The sequence below is a fragment of the Nonomuraea sp. IBHARD001 genome (assembly GCF_056106265.1).
Map to the genome: position 1 here is coordinate 2,085,433 of NZ_JBWBBW010000002.1, position 14,512 is coordinate 2,099,944.

A 14,512-nucleotide genomic window follows, 5' to 3' on the forward strand; every position below is an offset into this window, starting at 1 on the left:
AAGCCTTCACCTGGTTTCCGAGCAAGGAGTGGCCGTGCTGCTGCGCATGTCGTCGTTGTTTCTTCGCACCCTGCGGGACGACCCGGCAGACGCGGAAGTCCCGAGCCACAAGCTCCTGGTCCGCGCCGGATATGTGCGCAGGGTCGCGCCCGGCGTCTACTCCTGGCTGCCCCTGGGCAAGCTCGTCCTGGAGAACGTGACGCGCGTCGTGCGCGAGGAGATGAACCGGATGGGCGCCCAGGAGGTGCTCTTCCCCGCCCTGCTGCCCCGCGAGTACTACGAGGCGACCGGCCGCTGGACCGAGTACGGCGACACGCTGTTCCGCCTGAAGGACCGCAAGGGCGTCGACTACCTCCTCGGCCCCACGCACGAGGAGATGTTCACCGACATGGTGAAGGGCGAGTACTCCTCCTACAAGGACTACCCGGTCACCCTCTACCAGATCCAGACGAAGTACCGCGACGAGGCCAGGCCCAGGGCCGGCATCCTGCGCGGCCGTGAGTTCGTCATGAAGGACTCCTACTCCTTCGACCTCGACGACGACGGCCTCAAGCGCTCCTACGAGCACCACCGCGACACCTACATCAAGACGTTCGACCGGCTCGGCATCGACTACAAGATCTGCTTCGCCACCTCGGGCGCGATGGGCGGCTCGGCGTCGGAGGAGTTCCTGGCCCCGACGCCCACCGGCGAGGACACCTTCGTCGCCTGCCACACCTGCGGCTACGCCGCCAACGCCGAGGCCGTCACGACGCCCGCGCCGCCCGCCAAGGCGATCGACGGGCCCGCGCTCCAGGTGCTCGACACCCCGGGCACGCCCACGATCGAGAGCCTCGTCCAGCACGTCAACGACCACCACGGCCTGGGCATCACCGCGGCCGACACGCTCAAGAACGTCGTGGTCAAGGTGAGCACGCCCGGCTCCGCCGAGACGCAGACCCTGATCATCGGCGTCCCCGGCGACCGCGAGGTGGACTTCAAGCGCCTGGAGGCCGCGCTGGCGCCCGGCGAGCCCGCGATCTTCGAGGCGGGCGACTTCGCCAAGCACCCCGGCCTCGTCCGCGGCTACATCGGCCCGCAGGTGCTGCGCGAGCTCGGCATCCGCTATCTGGTCGACCCCCGCGTGGTCACCGGCAGCTCCTGGGTGACCGGCGCCAACGAGAGCGGCAAGCACGCCGTCAACGTGGTGGCGGGCCGTGACTTCGAGCCCGACGGCACGATCGAGGCCGCCGAGGTGCGCGCGGGCGACGCCTGTCCCCGCTGCGGCTCCGAGCTGTCCATCGACAGGGGCATCGAGATCGGCCACATCTTCCAGCTCGGCCGCAAGTACGCCGACGCCGCCGGGCTCGACGCGCTCGGCCCCGACTCCAAGCCGATCCGCATCACGATGGGCTCCTACGGCATCGGCGTCTCGCGTGCGGTGGCCGTGGTGGCCGAGCAGCGTCACGACGAGCTCGGCCTGGTGTGGCCGCGTGAGATCGCGCCCGCCGACGTGCACATCGTGGGCACCGGCAAGGAGAACCAGATCGAGACCGCACTCGACCTGGCCGCCGAGCTGGAGTCGCGTGGCGTGCGGGTGCTCGTCGACGACCGGGTCGGCGTCTCGCCCGGCGTCAAGTTCAAGGACGCCGAGCTGCTCGGCATGCCGACGATCGTGGTGATCGGCAGGGGCCTGGCCAACGGTCTGGTCGAGCTGCGCGATCGGGCGGCCGGGTCCAAGGAGGAGATCGCCCTGGCTCAGGCGGCCGATCTCATCGAGGCGGCCGTACGCGGCTGACCCGGTATTCCATACCTTCGTCTTATATACGGCCGTATATACAAATGACTCGTTGAGTTCACGGGCCGGCAACCGGATTTTTATTCGGGTGCCGGCCTTTGTGCTGCCCTGTACTGGGCGGACTTAGATGGAACCCCAACTACTTGACACTCACTCGTAAAATGCTCAACTAACACCATTTACTGTTAGGAAAGTTTCCTTTAGATTCTGGTCCGACCCCCCAGCACGGAGCACGACCTCGGGCTGTTCGATGCTCCGTCATCGAAAGGAGACCGATGGATCTCTTCCGCGGCACAATCGTGTCGCTCTTCCGCGTCGTCGTCGGGCTGCTGTTCGCCTGCCACGGTGCGGCGAGCCTGTTCGACATCATGGGCGGACCGTTCAACGGTCAGGTGCCCGAGATCGGCGCATGGCCGCATTGGTGGGCCTCGATGATCGAGCTCATCGGTGGCAGCTTCGTGGTGCTCGGTCTCGGCACCCGCGCCGCCGCCTTCATCTGCTCGGGAACGATGGCCTACGCCTACTTCTCGGTGCACCTGCCACAGAGCGTCTTCCCGCTGCTCAACGGCGGCGAGCTCGCAGCTCTGTACTCCTGGGCCTTCCTGGCCCTCGTCGTGATCGGCGGTGGCGCGTGGTCGCTCGACGCCCTCATCGCCCAGTATCGCCAGAGGGGAGCCGGTGAGACGGGGAGCGAACCCACTCCCGCCTCAGCGGTGGCGCCCCAAGCCTGATATCTCCTTCTCACACTCCGTCACCCCCGTACCCGGCCGGGCGTGACGGACCCAGGGCCTCGTCAGCGCTCCGTCACCCCCGTACCCGGCCGGGCGTGACGGCCCGGAGCGCACGACGATTGACCTGAAGGCCGGTTGAGGTTGCAGCATGGCTCCACGGGGCGCGAACACGCGCCCGCTACGAAGGAGTGGACGACATGCGCGTGGCCCAGGTGACCAAGTACGGCGAGCCCGACGTTCTGCGGACCGCCACGGTGCCCGATCCCGTGGCAGGGCCCGGCCAGGCCGTGATCACCGTCGAGGCCGCCGACACCCTTTTCCTCGAGACCGAGATCCGCAGGGGCAACGGCGTCGGCTGGTTCCCCGTCGATCCGCCGTACGTGCCCGGAGGCGCGGTGGCCGGACGCGTGCGTGCCGTGGGGCCCGGCGTGTCCGCCCAGCTGGTCGGCGCCGCCGTCGCCGTACGCACCGGGGTGAGCGGTGGCTACGCCGAGCAGGTGCTCGCCGATGCGGCCGGCCTGGTGCCCGTGCCCGAAGGGCTCGCCTTGGATGTGGCCGCCTCCCTGCTGCACGACGGGCCCACCGCACTCGGCCTGTTCGACGCGGCCGGGGTCGAGCCCGGCCACCGGGTCCTGGTGACCGGCGCCAGCGGCGGCCTCGGCGTGCTGCTGGTCCAGCTCGCCTCGGCCGCGGGCGCGCACGTGATCGCCACCGCCAGGGGCAAGACCAAGGCCGACCTCGTACGGGAGCAGGGCGCCGCACTCGTCGTGGACACCACGGCAGAGGACTGGACCGACCTGCTGCCCGCGAGCGGCGTCGACGTCGTCTTCGACGGGGTCGGCGGCGAGGTGGGGCTGCGCGCCTTCGAGACGGTGGCCGACGGCGGTCACTTCTCCGCGCACGGAGCGCCCGGCGGCGGCTTCGCCGCGATCGACCCGGCCCTGGCCGCAAGCAGGGGAGTACGGCTGGCGGGGATCGAGCAGGTGCAGTTCGCGCCGGAGGAGATCGGGCCGCTCGTCGTGCGCTCGCTGGTCGAGGCCGCGGCCGGGCGGCTGCGACCGGTGATCGGCCAGAGGTATCGCCTGGAGGAGGCGGCACGCGCACACGCGGCCATCGAGGAGCGCACGGTCGTCGGCAAGACCCTGCTGCAGCCCTGACCCTCGCGCGTCGGTAGCCTCGTGCGTCAGTAGCGGAAGCGGCGCCCGTGCGGGCCGCGACGGGAGCCGCCCAGCGTCTTGCCGATGTGGAAGCCGCCGGGAAGACGCAGGCTGACATGGCGGCGGCCGTCGGGCGCCGTGCTCACGTGCACCCGTCCGGCGCCCACGCCCACGCCGCGCCTGGAGAGGTTGATCCGGAACGGGCCGATCTTGATGGACTTGTGATAGTGCCAGCTCATCGCGGCTCCTTCGGACATGTTCGAGGGTGCCCTGACAACGAAGGGCACCCTCGAAGAGTTCCGTACGGCGAGTTCCGTGCGGCGAGTCCCGTGCGGCGCGACGCCTAACCGCGCTTGGCGCGCCCGCTCAGCGTCTTGCGCCAGTGGAAGCCGCCGGGCAGGTTCACCGACAGCGTCCTGCGTCCGTCGGCCGTCCGGGTGACCCGGAACATCCGGTTGCCCCAGCTGTGGCCGACGCCGCCCCGGGAGAGGTTGAGCCGGAACGGCCCGAACTTGAGTGACTTCCTGTATCCCCAGCCCATCGGATCCTCCATAACGGTGAGCCCATCGGCTACCCGGTAAAGAGAGGTTCAAGCCCGGCTTCGCTCAGCCGCCCTGAGGCGAGGCCGGCGCCGAGGCGGAAGGCTGCTGCGCGACCGGCTCCGCCGCCATCCCGGGAAAGGCGGCGATCTCGGGACGCATGGAGTACGACCTGGCGACCGACTCCTGCATGGCCAGCGCCGCGTATCGCCGCAACGCCGCGTCGCCCGACGCCACCAGCTCCAGATAGGTCGCCGTCACCCCCGCCTCCAGATGCACGGCCAGCTCCACCGCCTCACGCGCCGAACCGGGCGAGACCGGCAGCGTGTAGGACGCCTCCGGCTCGGCGGGCTTGGCGCCCTTGGCCGTGATGAGCGCGCGCACCTGGTCGCGCCGTGCGCGATGGGCGTTCCACGCGGCGCCGAGCCTGGCGCGCAGCACACCGGTCGTGCGCGCCGCGACCATGCCGTAGGCGTAGACGGCGGCATGCTCGGCGGCCAGCACCTTGCGCAGGGCGGCGACGTCGGCGTCGGCCGATGCCGTGGGCGTCGCCGTGGGATCGGCCGTCACAGGGGCCTGCCCAGCGCGATGACATGGGCGGACTCGCACGCGCCGATGCTGGCGATGAGCTGGGCGAGCGCGGGCGAGGCGGTGGCCAGCTGGCGCGTGCGCAGGGCGACGGCCTTGCGCTCGGCCTCACGCAGCCGCGACTGCGACGGCTTGACCGGCGCCGAACCGGAAGGCGAGGCCGACCCCGAGGGAGAGGCCTGAGGAGAAGGGGAGGGCAGGCGCTCGCGCAGCTCCGTCAGATGGGCCTGGTGCCGCTCGCGGAACGGCGTCAGCTTCGTGCGTCCCGCCTCGATCATCGCCGTGTAGAGCGCGACGATCTCCTCCTTGCCCTGGACGAGCTCGCGCAGCAGGACGTGCTCGGGATCCGGCGGCGGCGTGACGGCCTCGGTCGCGGCGGGCTCGGGCGAGCAACCGGACAGCAGCGCCGTCGACCCCGCGATGACCACCGTCGCCGTGCCGCCCGCGATGACGGCTCGCCGGGACAGGGGGCGCACAGGATCGACCTCCGGGGTGTGGGATACGGTTACGCGACGCGCACACAGCATCGTACGGGCTCCCGGGTGCGCACACCTCCGAGACCGTCGGGCGCCGCGGCAGACCGCGGCCTTCGCCGCTCCGGTGCGACCGAGTGGCGCTCTTTCCATGCCTTGATGTGGATAGGCTGGTTACCCGCATGGGCGAGTTCCGCCCGAGCGGATGACTCATGATGAATATGGGAGGTCGATATGGGCAGCGCCTCATCCCGCGACCACCTGATGAAGCTCCTTGAGCCCGTAGTGGCCGCAGAGGGCCTTGATCTGGAGGACGTCACGGTCACCACGGCGGGCAAGCGGCGTCTGCTCCGCGTGGTCGTCGATCGTGACGGCGGCATCAGCCTCGACGACATCGGTGAGGTGAGCCTCGCCGTCTCCACGGCGCTCGACGAGGACGCCTCGATGGGCGAGGCCCCTTACACCCTTGAGATCTCCTCTCCCGGCATCGACCGTCCGCTGACCGAGCCACGCCACTGGCGTCGTGCGGCCAAGCGGCTGGTGAAGGCCGATCTCAAGGACGGCAGCCAGGTGGAGGGTCGCGTCGTCGCGGCCGACGAGTCCGGCGTGCAGCTGGACCTGGGCCGCGGCACCAAGCGTTACGAGTTCGTTGACCTGACCCGAGGCCGGGTGCAGGTGGAGTTCCGCCGGTTGGACGACGAGGACGAAGACCTCGACGACGGCGACGAAGGCTAAGGGGGAAGCCTCGTGGACATCGACATGAGCGTCCTGCGCAGCCTTGAGCGGGAGAAGGACATCTCCTTCGACCTGGTCGTCAAGGCGATCGAGGACGCGCTGCTGATCGCATACTTCCGCACCGAGGGCGCCGCGCCCAAGGCGAGGGCCCAGCTCGACCGCGCCAACGGCCACGTCACCATCTGGGCCGCCGAGATCGACGACGACGGCGAGATCTCTCGCGAGTTCGACGACACCCCGGGCAACTTCAGCAGGATCGCGGCCACCACCGCCAAGCAGGTCATCCTGCAGCAGCTGCGCGACGCCGAAGACGAGATCAACTTCGGTGAGTTCGCCAGCCGCGAGGGCGAGCTGGTCGCGGGCATCATCCAGCAGGGCAAGGACCCGCGCGTCGTGCTGGTCGACCTCGGCAAGATCGAGGCCGTCCTGCCGCACAACGAGCAGGTCCCGGGCGAGGACTACGTGCACGGCGAGCGGCTGCGCTGCTACGTCGTGCAGGTGAAGAAGGGCCACAAGGGCCCCTCGGTCACCCTGTCGCGTACCCACCCCGGCCTGGTGAAGAAGCTGTTCGCGCTGGAGGTGCCCGAGATCGCCGACGGCACCGTCGAGATCGCCGCCATCGCCCGCGAGGCCGGTCACCGTACGAAGATCGCGGTGCGTTCGCGCAGGCCGGGAGTCAACGCCAAGGGCGCCTGCATCGGCCCGATGGGCTCGCGGGTGCGCAATGTGATGACCGAGCTGCACGGTGAGAAGATCGATATTATCGACTGGTCGGACGACCCGGCCGAGTTCGTGGGGAATGCCCTGTCGCCCGCCCGTGTTTCGCATGTCGAGGTGCTTGATCTCGACGGGCGGGTCGCGAGGGTGACGGTCCCCGACTACCAGCTCTCCCTTGCCATCGGCAAGGAGGGGCAGAACGCCAGGCTCGCCGCGAGACTCACCGGGTGGCGGATCGACATCAGGCCTGACACCCAGGCCGAGGATGCCGCCGGTTCCGTAGATGCGTCCACACGGTAAGCTGGAATATGGTGGCCAGGCTGCCCCGCTGAGAACATGCGTGGGCTGCAGGGTTCGCACGGCCAAGTCCGAGCTGCTCCGTCTGGTGCTGGTCGAGGATGTCATCGTCCCTGACCTGCGCGGACGCCTCCACGGAAGGGGTGCCTCAGTGCATCCCGACCCGAGATGTCTGGAGCTCGCCGAGCGCCGCCGAGCGTTTCCACGCGCCTTTCGCGTGCCGGGACCGCTTGACGTCTCGCGGCTGCGGGCGCACCTAGAGGGAGAACCACATGTCATGTAGGACGCCGAGTTGATGGGCGGAGTCAGATTGCTATGAGCGCCTGATGAGCACGCGGCGATGAAGACGTCAAGGTAGCGACGGTCCGGCGGCACTGCCAGCCTCCCGGGCCGAGTAAGGGAGTGCAGTGGCAAAGGTCCGGGTATACGAGCTCGCTAAGGAGTTCGGCGTGGAGAGCAAGGTCGTCATGGCCAAGCTCCAAGAGATGGGAGAGTTCGTCCGTTCGGCGTCCTCGACCATAGAGGCGCCGGTCGTCCGCAGGCTCACCGAAGCTCTGGGCGCACCCGCAAAGGGTGGGTCCTCGCGGGGCGGCGGTTCGCCGTCCAAGCCGCAGCCGCCGAAGGCTGCGCCCCGTCCTGGTGACAACCAGGCGGCAAACACGACTCAGGCACCGGCCGCACCCGGCCGTCCTGGTCCTGGTCCCAAGCCGGGCCCCAGGCCCGGTCCGGCCGCCGCGCCGCGGCCGCCGGTTCCGATGCCGCACGTGCAGCAGGAGGCTCCGGCCGCCGAGGCTCCGCGTGTGGAGGCCGCTCCGCGTGCCGAGGCTCCGCAGGCTCCGAGGTTCGAGGGCGCGCGTCCCGCGCCGTCCAGCGCCTCGGGTCCGAAGCCCGGCCCCCGTCCGGCCCCTCGTCCCGGTCCCGCCTCGCCGCGCCCCGGCGCGCCCGCGGGCCCGCAGGACCGTCAGGGTGGTCAGGAGCGCCAGGAGCGTCAGGACAGGCCGGAGCGTCAGGAGCGCCAGGGTGGCGGTCAGGGCACGCGCCCTGCCGGACCCGGCGCGCCTTCCGGCGGTGCTCGTCCGGGCCCCGGTGGCCCGAAGCCGGGTCCGCGCGGTCCGCGCCCCGGCAACAACCCGTTCTCCTCCAACGCCAGCGGCATGGGCCAGGCCCGTCCGCCGCGTCCCGGTGGCCCTCGTGACGGCGCTCCGCCGCGCGACGGCGCCGGACCTCGTCCTCCGCGTGAGGGCGGCGGCGCTCCTCGTGAGGGTGCCGGGCCTCGTCCGCCGGCCGGACGCACCGGTGCTCCCGGTGCGGGCGGTCCGCGTCCCGGCCCCGGCGCCGGTGGTCCCCGTCCCGGTGGTCCGGGTGCGGGTGGTCCCCGTCCCGGTGGGCCGCGTCCCAACCCGATGATGATGCCGCAGGGTCGCCCCGCGGGTCCGGGTGGCGGTGGCGGCGCAGGCCGTCCCGGCGGTCCCGGTCGTCCCGGCGGCGGTGGCGGCGCGGGTCGTCCCGGTGGCGGTGGCGGCGGCGGTCGTCCCGGTGGCGGCGGCGGTTTCGCCGGTCGTCCCGGTGGTGGCGGCGGCGCCGGCCGTCCCGGCACCGGCACGGGTGGTCCCGGTGGCGGCGGTGGCGGTTTCGCCGGTCGTCCCGGTGGCGGCGGTCGCGGTCGCGGCGGCGGCACGGCGGGCGCCTTCGGCCGTCCCGGCGGTCGTCCCACGCGTGGTCGCAAGTCCAAGCGTCAGAGGCGCCAGGAGTTCGACAACATGGCGGCGCCGGCGATCGGCGGCGTGCAGGCTCCTCGTGGTGGCGGTGCGACCATTCGCCTGCCGCGCGGCGCCTCGCTGTCGGACTTCGCCGACCGGATCGGCGCCAACCCGGCGTCGCTCGTGCAGATCATGCTGCACCTCGGCGAGATGGTCACGGCGACGCAGTCGGTCAACGAGGACACCCTTCAGCTCCTCGGCGCCGAGCTCGACTACAACATCCAGGTCGTCAGCCCGGAGGAGGAGGACCGCGAGCTTCTCGAGGCCTTCGACATCGAGTTCGGCGAGGACGAGGGCGACGAGGCCGACCTGGCCGCACGTCCGCCCGTCGTGACCGTCATGGGTCACGTCGACCACGGTAAGACCAAGCTGCTCGACGCGATCCGCAAGACCAACGTGGTCGCACGCGAGGCCGGTGGCATCACCCAGCACATCGGCGCCTACCAGGTCTCCGCCGAGCACGAGGGCGAAGAGCGCAAGATCACCTTCATCGACACCCCCGGTCACGAGGCGTTCACCGCCATGCGTGCCCGTGGTGCGAAGGCCACCGACATCGCCGTCCTGGTGGTCGCGGCCGACGACGGTGTGAAGCCTCAGACCATCGAGGCGCTCAACCACGCCCAGGCGGCCGACGTGCCGATCGTGGTCGCGGTCAACAAGGTCGACAAGGAGGGCGCAGACCCCAACAAGGTCCGTGCCCAGCTCACCGAGTACGGCCTGGTCGCCGAGGAGTACGGCGGCTCGACCATGTTCGTCGACATCTCCGCCAAGAACGGGACCAACATCGAGAGCCTTCTCGAGGCCATCCTGCTCACGGCGGACGCCGAGCTCGACCTGCGGGCCAACCCGACCATGGACGCCCAGGGCATCGCCATCGAGGCGCACCTCGACAAGGGCCGCGGCCCGGTCGCGACCGTCCTCGTGCAGCGCGGCACGCTCCGCGTCGGCGACTCGATCGTCTGTGGCGAGGCCTTCGGCCGCGTCAGGGCGATGCTCGACGACAACGGCGAGCCGGTCGAGGAGGCCACGCCTTCGCGTCCCGTCCTGGTGATGGGTCTGACCGCGGTGCCGGGCGCCGGTGACAACTTCATCGTCGTCACCGACGACCGCATGGCCCGTCAGATCGCCCAGCAGCGCGCGGCGCGCAAGCGCAGTGCCGACATGGCGAAGTCGAGCCGTCGTCTCACCCTTGAGGAGCTGTTCAGCAACCTCGAGAAGGGTCGCGTCGACGAGCTCAAGCTCATCATCAAGGGTGACGTGTCCGGCTCGGTCGAGGCCCTGGAAGACGCCCTGCTCAAGATCGATGTTGGCGACGAGGTCAGGCTCCGTGTCCTGCACCGCGCGGTCGGCGCGATCACCGAGTACGACGTCAACCTGGCCGTCGCCGACGACAACGCGGTCATCATCGGCTTCAACGTGCGTCCGGAGCCTCGGGCGCGCGACCTGGCCGAGCGCGAGGGCGTCGACATTCGCTACTACTCGGTCATCTACCAGGCGATCGAGGAGATCGAGGCCGCGCTCAAGGGCATGCTCAAGCCCGAGTTCGAAGAGGTCCAGATGGGCACCGCCGAAGTCCGCGAGGTCTTCAAGGTGCCGAAGATCGGCAATGTCGCCGGTTCGCTGGTCCGTTCGGGCACGATCGTGCGCAACAGCAAGGCCAGGATCATCCGCGACGGTGTGGTCATCGCCGACAACCTCACGGTGTCGTCGCTGCGCCGCTTCAAGGATGACGCCACCGAGGTCCGCGAGGGCTTCGAGTGCGGCATCGGTGTCGGCTACAACGACATCAGGATCGACGACGTCGTCGAGACGTTCGAGATGCGGGAGAAGCCGCGCGCGTAACACGCGGCAGGGCGCCCGGCGGGCCATCCGCCGGGCGCCCCTCGCACGCCGAGGGCCTGACGGCCCGAGCGGCCCGCTTTCCACCGCAGCGGGCGCGGCGTGCCTCACACACCAGCACAGCGGTGGTTGCCAACGATGTATGTCGGTGCCCTGACCCTGGACATCCTGCTCGGCGACGTGCACTCGCTGAAGCAGAAGCGCTCTGTGGTACGTCCCATCGTCGCGGAGCTGCAGCGGCGCTTTCCCGGCGTGGCCGTCGCCGAGACCGGCCATCTCGACCTGCATCGCAGGAGCGAGATCGGCGTGGCCGTCGTGTCCTCCTCAGCGGGCAACTGCGGCGAGGTGCTCGACGCGGTCGAGAGGCTGATCGCCTTCCGCCCCGAAATCGAGTTGCTGTCGGCCAGGCAGCGGCTCTACAACGACGAAGATTGATCGATCAGTACGGCCGGCACGCGAAGCCGCCCTTCGTGGGCCCGGCCGTCGTGAGTTGAGGGGGAGCCACCATGGTGGACGCCGCACGAGCGCGCAAGCTCGCCGACCGCATCCAGCAGATCGTCGCCGAGATGCTGGAGCGCCGGATCAAGGACCCGCGCCTCGGCTTCGTGACCGTGACCGACACGCGCATCACCAACGACCTGCGCGAGGCCACGGTCTTCTACACGGTGTTCGGCTCCGAGGCCGAGCGCGGCGACACCGCCGCCGCGCTGGAGAGTGCCAAGGGCATCATCCGTTCGGAGGTGGGCCGCCAGACCGGTGTGCGCCACACGCCGACGCTGACGTTCGAGCACGACCCGCTGCCCGACAGCGCCCGCCAGCTGGAGGACCTGCTGGCCGTGGCCAAGGCCAAGGACGCCGAGGTCGCGGCCAAGGCGGCCAACGCCGAGTACGCAGGCGAGGCGGACCCGTACAAGAAGCCCGAGCTGGACGAGGACTTCGACGACGAGGACGACGAGGACGAGGTCGAGACCTCCGAGAACGCGGGACGCTCGGCGACGTGACGTCCGACGCGTCTGTCATCTCCGAGGACGACTGGGACAGGGCGGTCGCCCTGATCCGGTCGTCCGACGAGGTCGCACTGGTCTGCCACGTCTCGCCGGACGGCGACGCCCTGGGGTCGATGCTGGCCGTCGGCCTGGCGCTGAGCGCGCTGGGCAAGAGGGTGGTGGCCTCGTTCGGCGACCGCAAGTTCGACGTGCCGAGGCTGCTGCACTTCCTGCCGGGGCAGGAGCTGCTGGTCAAGCCCGCCGACTATCCGGCCGCCCCGGCGCTGATGGTGTCGTTCGACGCCTCCACGCTCGACCGGCTCGGCCTGCTGGGCGACAACGCCACCAAGGCGGGCGAGCTCGTGGTCCTCGACCATCATCCGTCGAACTCGGGGTTCGGCACCCTTCGCCTGATCGACCCGAAGGCGGCGGCGACCGCCGTGGTGGCCGAGCAGCTGATCAGGCGGCTCGGCGGCACCGTGGATCGTGACATCGCCACCTGTCTGTATGTCGGGCTCGTCACCGACACCGGTTCGTTCAGGCACTCCTCGACCACGGCCGCCGTGCACGAGATGGCCGCACGCCTGGTCGCACACGGCCTGCGCACCGACGAGATCGCCCGTGAGCTGTGGGACCGCTCGCCGTTCGGCTATCTGAAGGTGCTGGGCGCGGCGCTGGAGCGGGTGGTGCTCGAGGACGACCTCGTGTGGACCTCGGTGCCGCATGCCGACCGGGCCGCGCACGGCCTGCCGTACGACGAGATCGAGGGGGTCATCGACGTGATCCGCCGCACCGACGAGGCCGAGGTCGCGGTCGTGCTCAAGGAGGACGACTTCGGGGCCTGGCAGGTCTCGACCAGATCCAAGGGCGCGGTCGACGTCGGCGCGCTGTGCACCGCTCTGGGCGGCGGCGGTCACGCCTATGCCGCCGGTTTCACCTCGCACGAGTCCGTCGAACAGACGATGGCCCGTTTCCGCGACCTCCTGAGGACGACCCGATGACCGAAAGCGGCTTGATCATCGTCGACAAGCCTTCCGACTGGACCTCGCACGACGTGGTGGCCAGGATGCGCAGGCTGGCGGGCACCCGGAGGGTGGGCCACGCGGGCACGCTCGACCCGATGGCCACCGGCGTACTGGTGATCGGCGTGGAGAAGGCGACCAGGCTGCTCGGCCATCTGGCGCTGACGGAGAAGGTCTACGAGGCCACGATCAGGCTCGGCGAGACGACCAACACCGACGACGCCGAGGGCGAGACGAGCGCGCGCGTCCCGGCCGGGCACGTGAGCGCCGAGGCGATCGCCGAGGGCGTGGCCGGGCTGAGCGGTGCGATCATGCAGGTCCCGCCGCAGGTCAGTGCGATCAAGGTGAACGGCGAGCGCGCCTACAAACGGGCCAGGGCGGGCGAGGACGTGGAGCTGAAGCCGCGTCCGGTCACCGTGCACGAGTTCACGGTGAGCGCGATCAGGACGCAGGGCGACGTGGTCGACGTGGACGCGGTCGTGCGCTGCTCCAGCGGCACCTACATCAGGGCGCTGGCCCGCGACCTGGGCGCCGGGCTCGGCGTCGGCGGTCATCTGACGGCGTTGCGGCGCACGCGGGTCGGGCCCTACGACCTGTCGCGGGCGCGCACGCTGGAGGAGCTCGCGGTGGAGTGCGTGGTGCTGCCGATCGGGGAGGCGGTCTCGGCGGCCTTCCCGCGCAGGGACGTCACCGCCGACGAGGCCAGGGTGATCTCGCACGGCGGCAGGCTGCCGTCGGCCGGGCTCGGCAAGGGACCGATCGGCGTGTTCGGCCCCGAGGGCGAACTGCTGGCCCTGGTCGAGGAGCAGGGCCGGGCGGCCAAACCGCTGGCCGTCTTCGTGGGGTAGGCGCGAGGCCTTCAGGCCGGGCGGCGGGCGACCATGATGTCGCGCACGATCGCCTGGTCGACCCAGTGTTCGAAGCTCGGGTAGTCGGTCACGACGTCGAGCCCGGCCTCCCCGAGCACCTCGGCCAGCTCGGCCCGCTCGCCGCCGTAGGTGTTCCAGGAGATGCCGAGCGCGCCGCCCGGCTTGAGCAGGGAGCTCCAGACCGGCGCGGCCTTCCTGATCAGCTCCATCGGGCTGCGCGACATGCCGCCGCCGCCGCTCCTGCTGCCGTGCTGCACGCCGTAGGGCGCGTCGGTGACGAGCACGTCGAACGAGCGCGGCTTGAAGAACTCACGCCCGCGCAGGGTGTCGGCGTTGACGACGGCGAGCTGCTGGACCTCTCCCGCCTTGTAGGCCTCCTTGGTGGCGGCGAACGCCACATTGAGCCTGCGCCCGGCGATGGCCCGCTCTCTGCGTACGGGGACGATCTCGGCGGTGTGCTTGAGGCGTTTGTTCTTCAGCCAGGTCTTGACGAAGCCGCAGTAGGCCTCGAAGTCCTTGGTGTCGAGGTCGATGCCGTAGGCGTCGTAGCCGTACATGAGGGCCTGGTTGAGCGTGGTGCCGCGGCCGCACAGCGGGTCGAAGACCGACAGGCGGCCGTCGAGGGGGCGCTCCCCGGCGAGCACGGTGACGTTGAGCAGCAGCTTGGTGAAGTGCTCGTTGGTCTTGCCGGCGTATTTCTGGATGGTGAGCAGGTCGCTGCTGAGCCGGTCGAGCGGTGTCACGGTGAGCGGTCGCAGCAGCTCGCCCTCGACGCCGAAGATCGCGTAGACAGACGACAGGTTGGACAGCAGTGCCACGTCGCGCTCGGTCAGCTCGCCGGTGAAACCGACGTAGGGCACCCCGCCGATCACCCGCTCCTCGACCTCGCCGATCTTCCCTTCGAGTGCGCGTGCGCCGAAGACGGCGAGCTCGCTCTGGGTGAGGCGGATGGAGCTTTCGCCGTAGACCCGGTTGAAGGCGGGCAGGATCAGGAGCGCGTATGTGGCCATGGTCCTCCGATG

Annotated in this window: 16 protein-coding genes; 11 read left to right on the top strand and 5 right to left on the bottom strand. The window is 70.3% G+C overall.

Features of this window, described 5'->3' with window-relative positions; genetic code table 11:
* The first annotated feature begins 34 nt into the window (after positions 1-34).
* From ACTWNK_RS11740 to ACTWNK_RS11750, 3 genes are all read left to right on the top strand, one after another.
* Positions 35-1,777: a proline--tRNA ligase gene (locus ACTWNK_RS11740; RefSeq protein ID WP_474303928.1), complete on the top strand. Its 1,743-nt coding sequence runs from the start codon at positions 35-37 to the stop codon at positions 1,775-1,777.
* Positions 1,778-2,052: 275 nt separating this feature from the next.
* Positions 2,053-2,508: a DoxX family protein gene (locus ACTWNK_RS11745; RefSeq protein WP_474303929.1), complete on the top strand. Its 456-nt coding sequence runs from the start codon at positions 2,053-2,055 to the stop codon at positions 2,506-2,508.
* Positions 2,509-2,705: 197 nt separating this feature from the next.
* Positions 2,706-3,665 carry a zinc-binding dehydrogenase gene (locus ACTWNK_RS11750; protein ID WP_474303930.1) on the top strand — a complete coding sequence of 320 codons (960 nt, stop codon included), beginning with the start codon at positions 2,706-2,708 and terminating at the stop codon, positions 3,663-3,665.
* Between the two features lie 26 nt (positions 3,666-3,691).
* On the opposite strand, the gene ACTWNK_RS11755 is transcribed toward ACTWNK_RS11750, so the two are convergent.
* The 4 genes from ACTWNK_RS11755 to ACTWNK_RS11770 form a co-directional block, all read right to left on the bottom strand.
* The gene (locus ACTWNK_RS11755) at positions 3,692-3,904 is read right to left on the bottom strand and encodes a DUF4236 domain-containing protein (RefSeq protein WP_474303931.1); all 213 of its coding nucleotides are present in this window, start codon (positions 3,902-3,904) and stop codon (positions 3,692-3,694) included.
* Positions 3,905-4,008: 104 nt separating this feature from the next.
* The gene (locus ACTWNK_RS11760) at positions 4,009-4,206 is read right to left on the bottom strand and encodes a DUF4236 domain-containing protein (RefSeq protein WP_474303932.1); all 198 of its coding nucleotides are present in this window, start codon (positions 4,204-4,206) and stop codon (positions 4,009-4,011) included.
* Between the two features lie 64 nt (positions 4,207-4,270).
* Positions 4,271-4,774: a ferritin-like domain-containing protein gene (locus ACTWNK_RS11765; protein ID WP_474303933.1), complete on the bottom strand. Its 504-nt coding sequence runs from the start codon at positions 4,772-4,774 to the stop codon at positions 4,271-4,273.
* The gene (locus tag ACTWNK_RS11770) at positions 4,771-5,268 is read right to left on the bottom strand and encodes a hypothetical protein (RefSeq protein WP_474303934.1); all 498 of its coding nucleotides are present in this window, start codon (positions 5,266-5,268) and stop codon (positions 4,771-4,773) included. Before ACTWNK_RS11770 ends, ACTWNK_RS11765 begins: the two co-directional genes overlap by 4 nt.
* 231 nt (positions 5,269-5,499) lie before the next feature.
* On the opposite strand from ACTWNK_RS11770, the gene rimP reads away from it, so the two are divergent.
* The 8 genes from rimP (at position 5,500) to truB (ending at position 13,469) form a co-directional block, all read left to right on the top strand.
* A complete protein-coding gene (gene rimP / locus ACTWNK_RS11775; protein ID WP_474303935.1) occupies positions 5,500-6,000 on the top strand; it encodes a ribosome maturation factor RimP in 501 nt (166 codons plus the stop codon).
* A gap of 12 nt (positions 6,001-6,012) precedes the next feature.
* Positions 6,013-7,017 carry a transcription termination factor NusA gene (gene nusA, locus ACTWNK_RS11780; RefSeq protein WP_474303936.1) on the top strand — a complete coding sequence of 335 codons (1,005 nt, stop codon included), beginning with the start codon at positions 6,013-6,015 and terminating at the stop codon, positions 7,015-7,017.
* Positions 7,001-7,297, top strand: coding sequence for a YlxR family protein (locus ACTWNK_RS11785; RefSeq protein WP_474303937.1), 297 nt, complete (start codon positions 7,001-7,003; stop codon positions 7,295-7,297). The genes nusA and ACTWNK_RS11785 overlap by 17 nt, the downstream gene beginning before the upstream one ends.
* A gap of 124 nt (positions 7,298-7,421) precedes the next feature.
* Positions 7,422-10,616, top strand: a complete 3,195-nt coding sequence (gene infB / locus ACTWNK_RS11790) for a translation initiation factor IF-2 (RefSeq protein ID WP_474303938.1) — start codon at positions 7,422-7,424, stop codon at positions 10,614-10,616.
* Positions 10,617-10,751: 135 nt separating this feature from the next.
* Positions 10,752-11,048 (top strand): DUF503 domain-containing protein, encoded by a 297-nt coding sequence (locus tag ACTWNK_RS11795; protein WP_474303939.1) that lies wholly within the window; start codon positions 10,752-10,754, stop codon positions 11,046-11,048.
* A gap of 71 nt (positions 11,049-11,119) precedes the next feature.
* Positions 11,120-11,614: a 30S ribosome-binding factor RbfA gene (rbfA, locus tag ACTWNK_RS11800; protein ID WP_474303940.1), complete on the top strand. Its 495-nt coding sequence runs from the start codon at positions 11,120-11,122 to the stop codon at positions 11,612-11,614.
* Positions 11,611-12,600, top strand: a complete 990-nt coding sequence (locus ACTWNK_RS11805; protein ID WP_474303941.1) for a DHH family phosphoesterase — start codon at positions 11,611-11,613, stop codon at positions 12,598-12,600. The genes rbfA and ACTWNK_RS11805 overlap by 4 nt, the downstream gene beginning before the upstream one ends.
* Complete coding sequence (gene truB, locus ACTWNK_RS11810; RefSeq protein ID WP_474303942.1) at positions 12,597-13,469, top strand: tRNA pseudouridine(55) synthase TruB; 873 nt, start codon at positions 12,597-12,599, stop codon at positions 13,467-13,469. Before ACTWNK_RS11805 ends, truB begins: the two co-directional genes overlap by 4 nt.
* 11 nt (positions 13,470-13,480) lie before the next feature.
* Here the strand turns inward: truB and ACTWNK_RS11815 are convergent, their stop codons facing one another.
* Complete coding sequence (locus ACTWNK_RS11815; RefSeq protein WP_474303943.1) at positions 13,481-14,500, bottom strand: TRM11 family SAM-dependent methyltransferase; 1,020 nt, start codon at positions 14,498-14,500, stop codon at positions 13,481-13,483.
* Positions 14,501-14,512: the final 12 nt, after the last annotated feature.

Coding starts and splice junctions, on each gene's coding strand:
- ACTWNK_RS11745 (WP_474303929.1), top strand. CDS start 2,053: ATGGATCTCTTCCGCGGCACAATCGTGTCGCTCTTCCGCGTCGTCGTC.
- ACTWNK_RS11750 (WP_474303930.1), top strand. CDS start 2,706: ATGCGCGTGGCCCAGGTGACCAAGTACGGCGAGCCCGACGTTCTGCGG.
- ACTWNK_RS11755 (WP_474303931.1), bottom strand. CDS start 3,904: ATGAGCTGGCACTATCACAAGTCCATCAAGATCGGCCCGTTCCGGATC.
- ACTWNK_RS11760 (WP_474303932.1), bottom strand. CDS start 4,206: ATGGGCTGGGGATACAGGAAGTCACTCAAGTTCGGGCCGTTCCGGCTC.
- rimP (WP_474303935.1), top strand. CDS start 5,500: ATGGGCAGCGCCTCATCCCGCGACCACCTGATGAAGCTCCTTGAGCCC.
- ACTWNK_RS11785 (WP_474303937.1), top strand. CDS start 7,001: ATGCGTCCACACGGTAAGCTGGAATATGGTGGCCAGGCTGCCCCGCTG.
- ACTWNK_RS11795 (WP_474303939.1), top strand. CDS start 10,752: ATGTATGTCGGTGCCCTGACCCTGGACATCCTGCTCGGCGACGTGCAC.
- rbfA (WP_474303940.1), top strand. CDS start 11,120: ATGGTGGACGCCGCACGAGCGCGCAAGCTCGCCGACCGCATCCAGCAG.
- truB (WP_474303942.1), top strand. CDS start 12,597: ATGACCGAAAGCGGCTTGATCATCGTCGACAAGCCTTCCGACTGGACC.
- ACTWNK_RS11815 (WP_474303943.1), bottom strand. CDS start 14,500: ATGGCCACATACGCGCTCCTGATCCTGCCCGCCTTCAACCGGGTCTAC.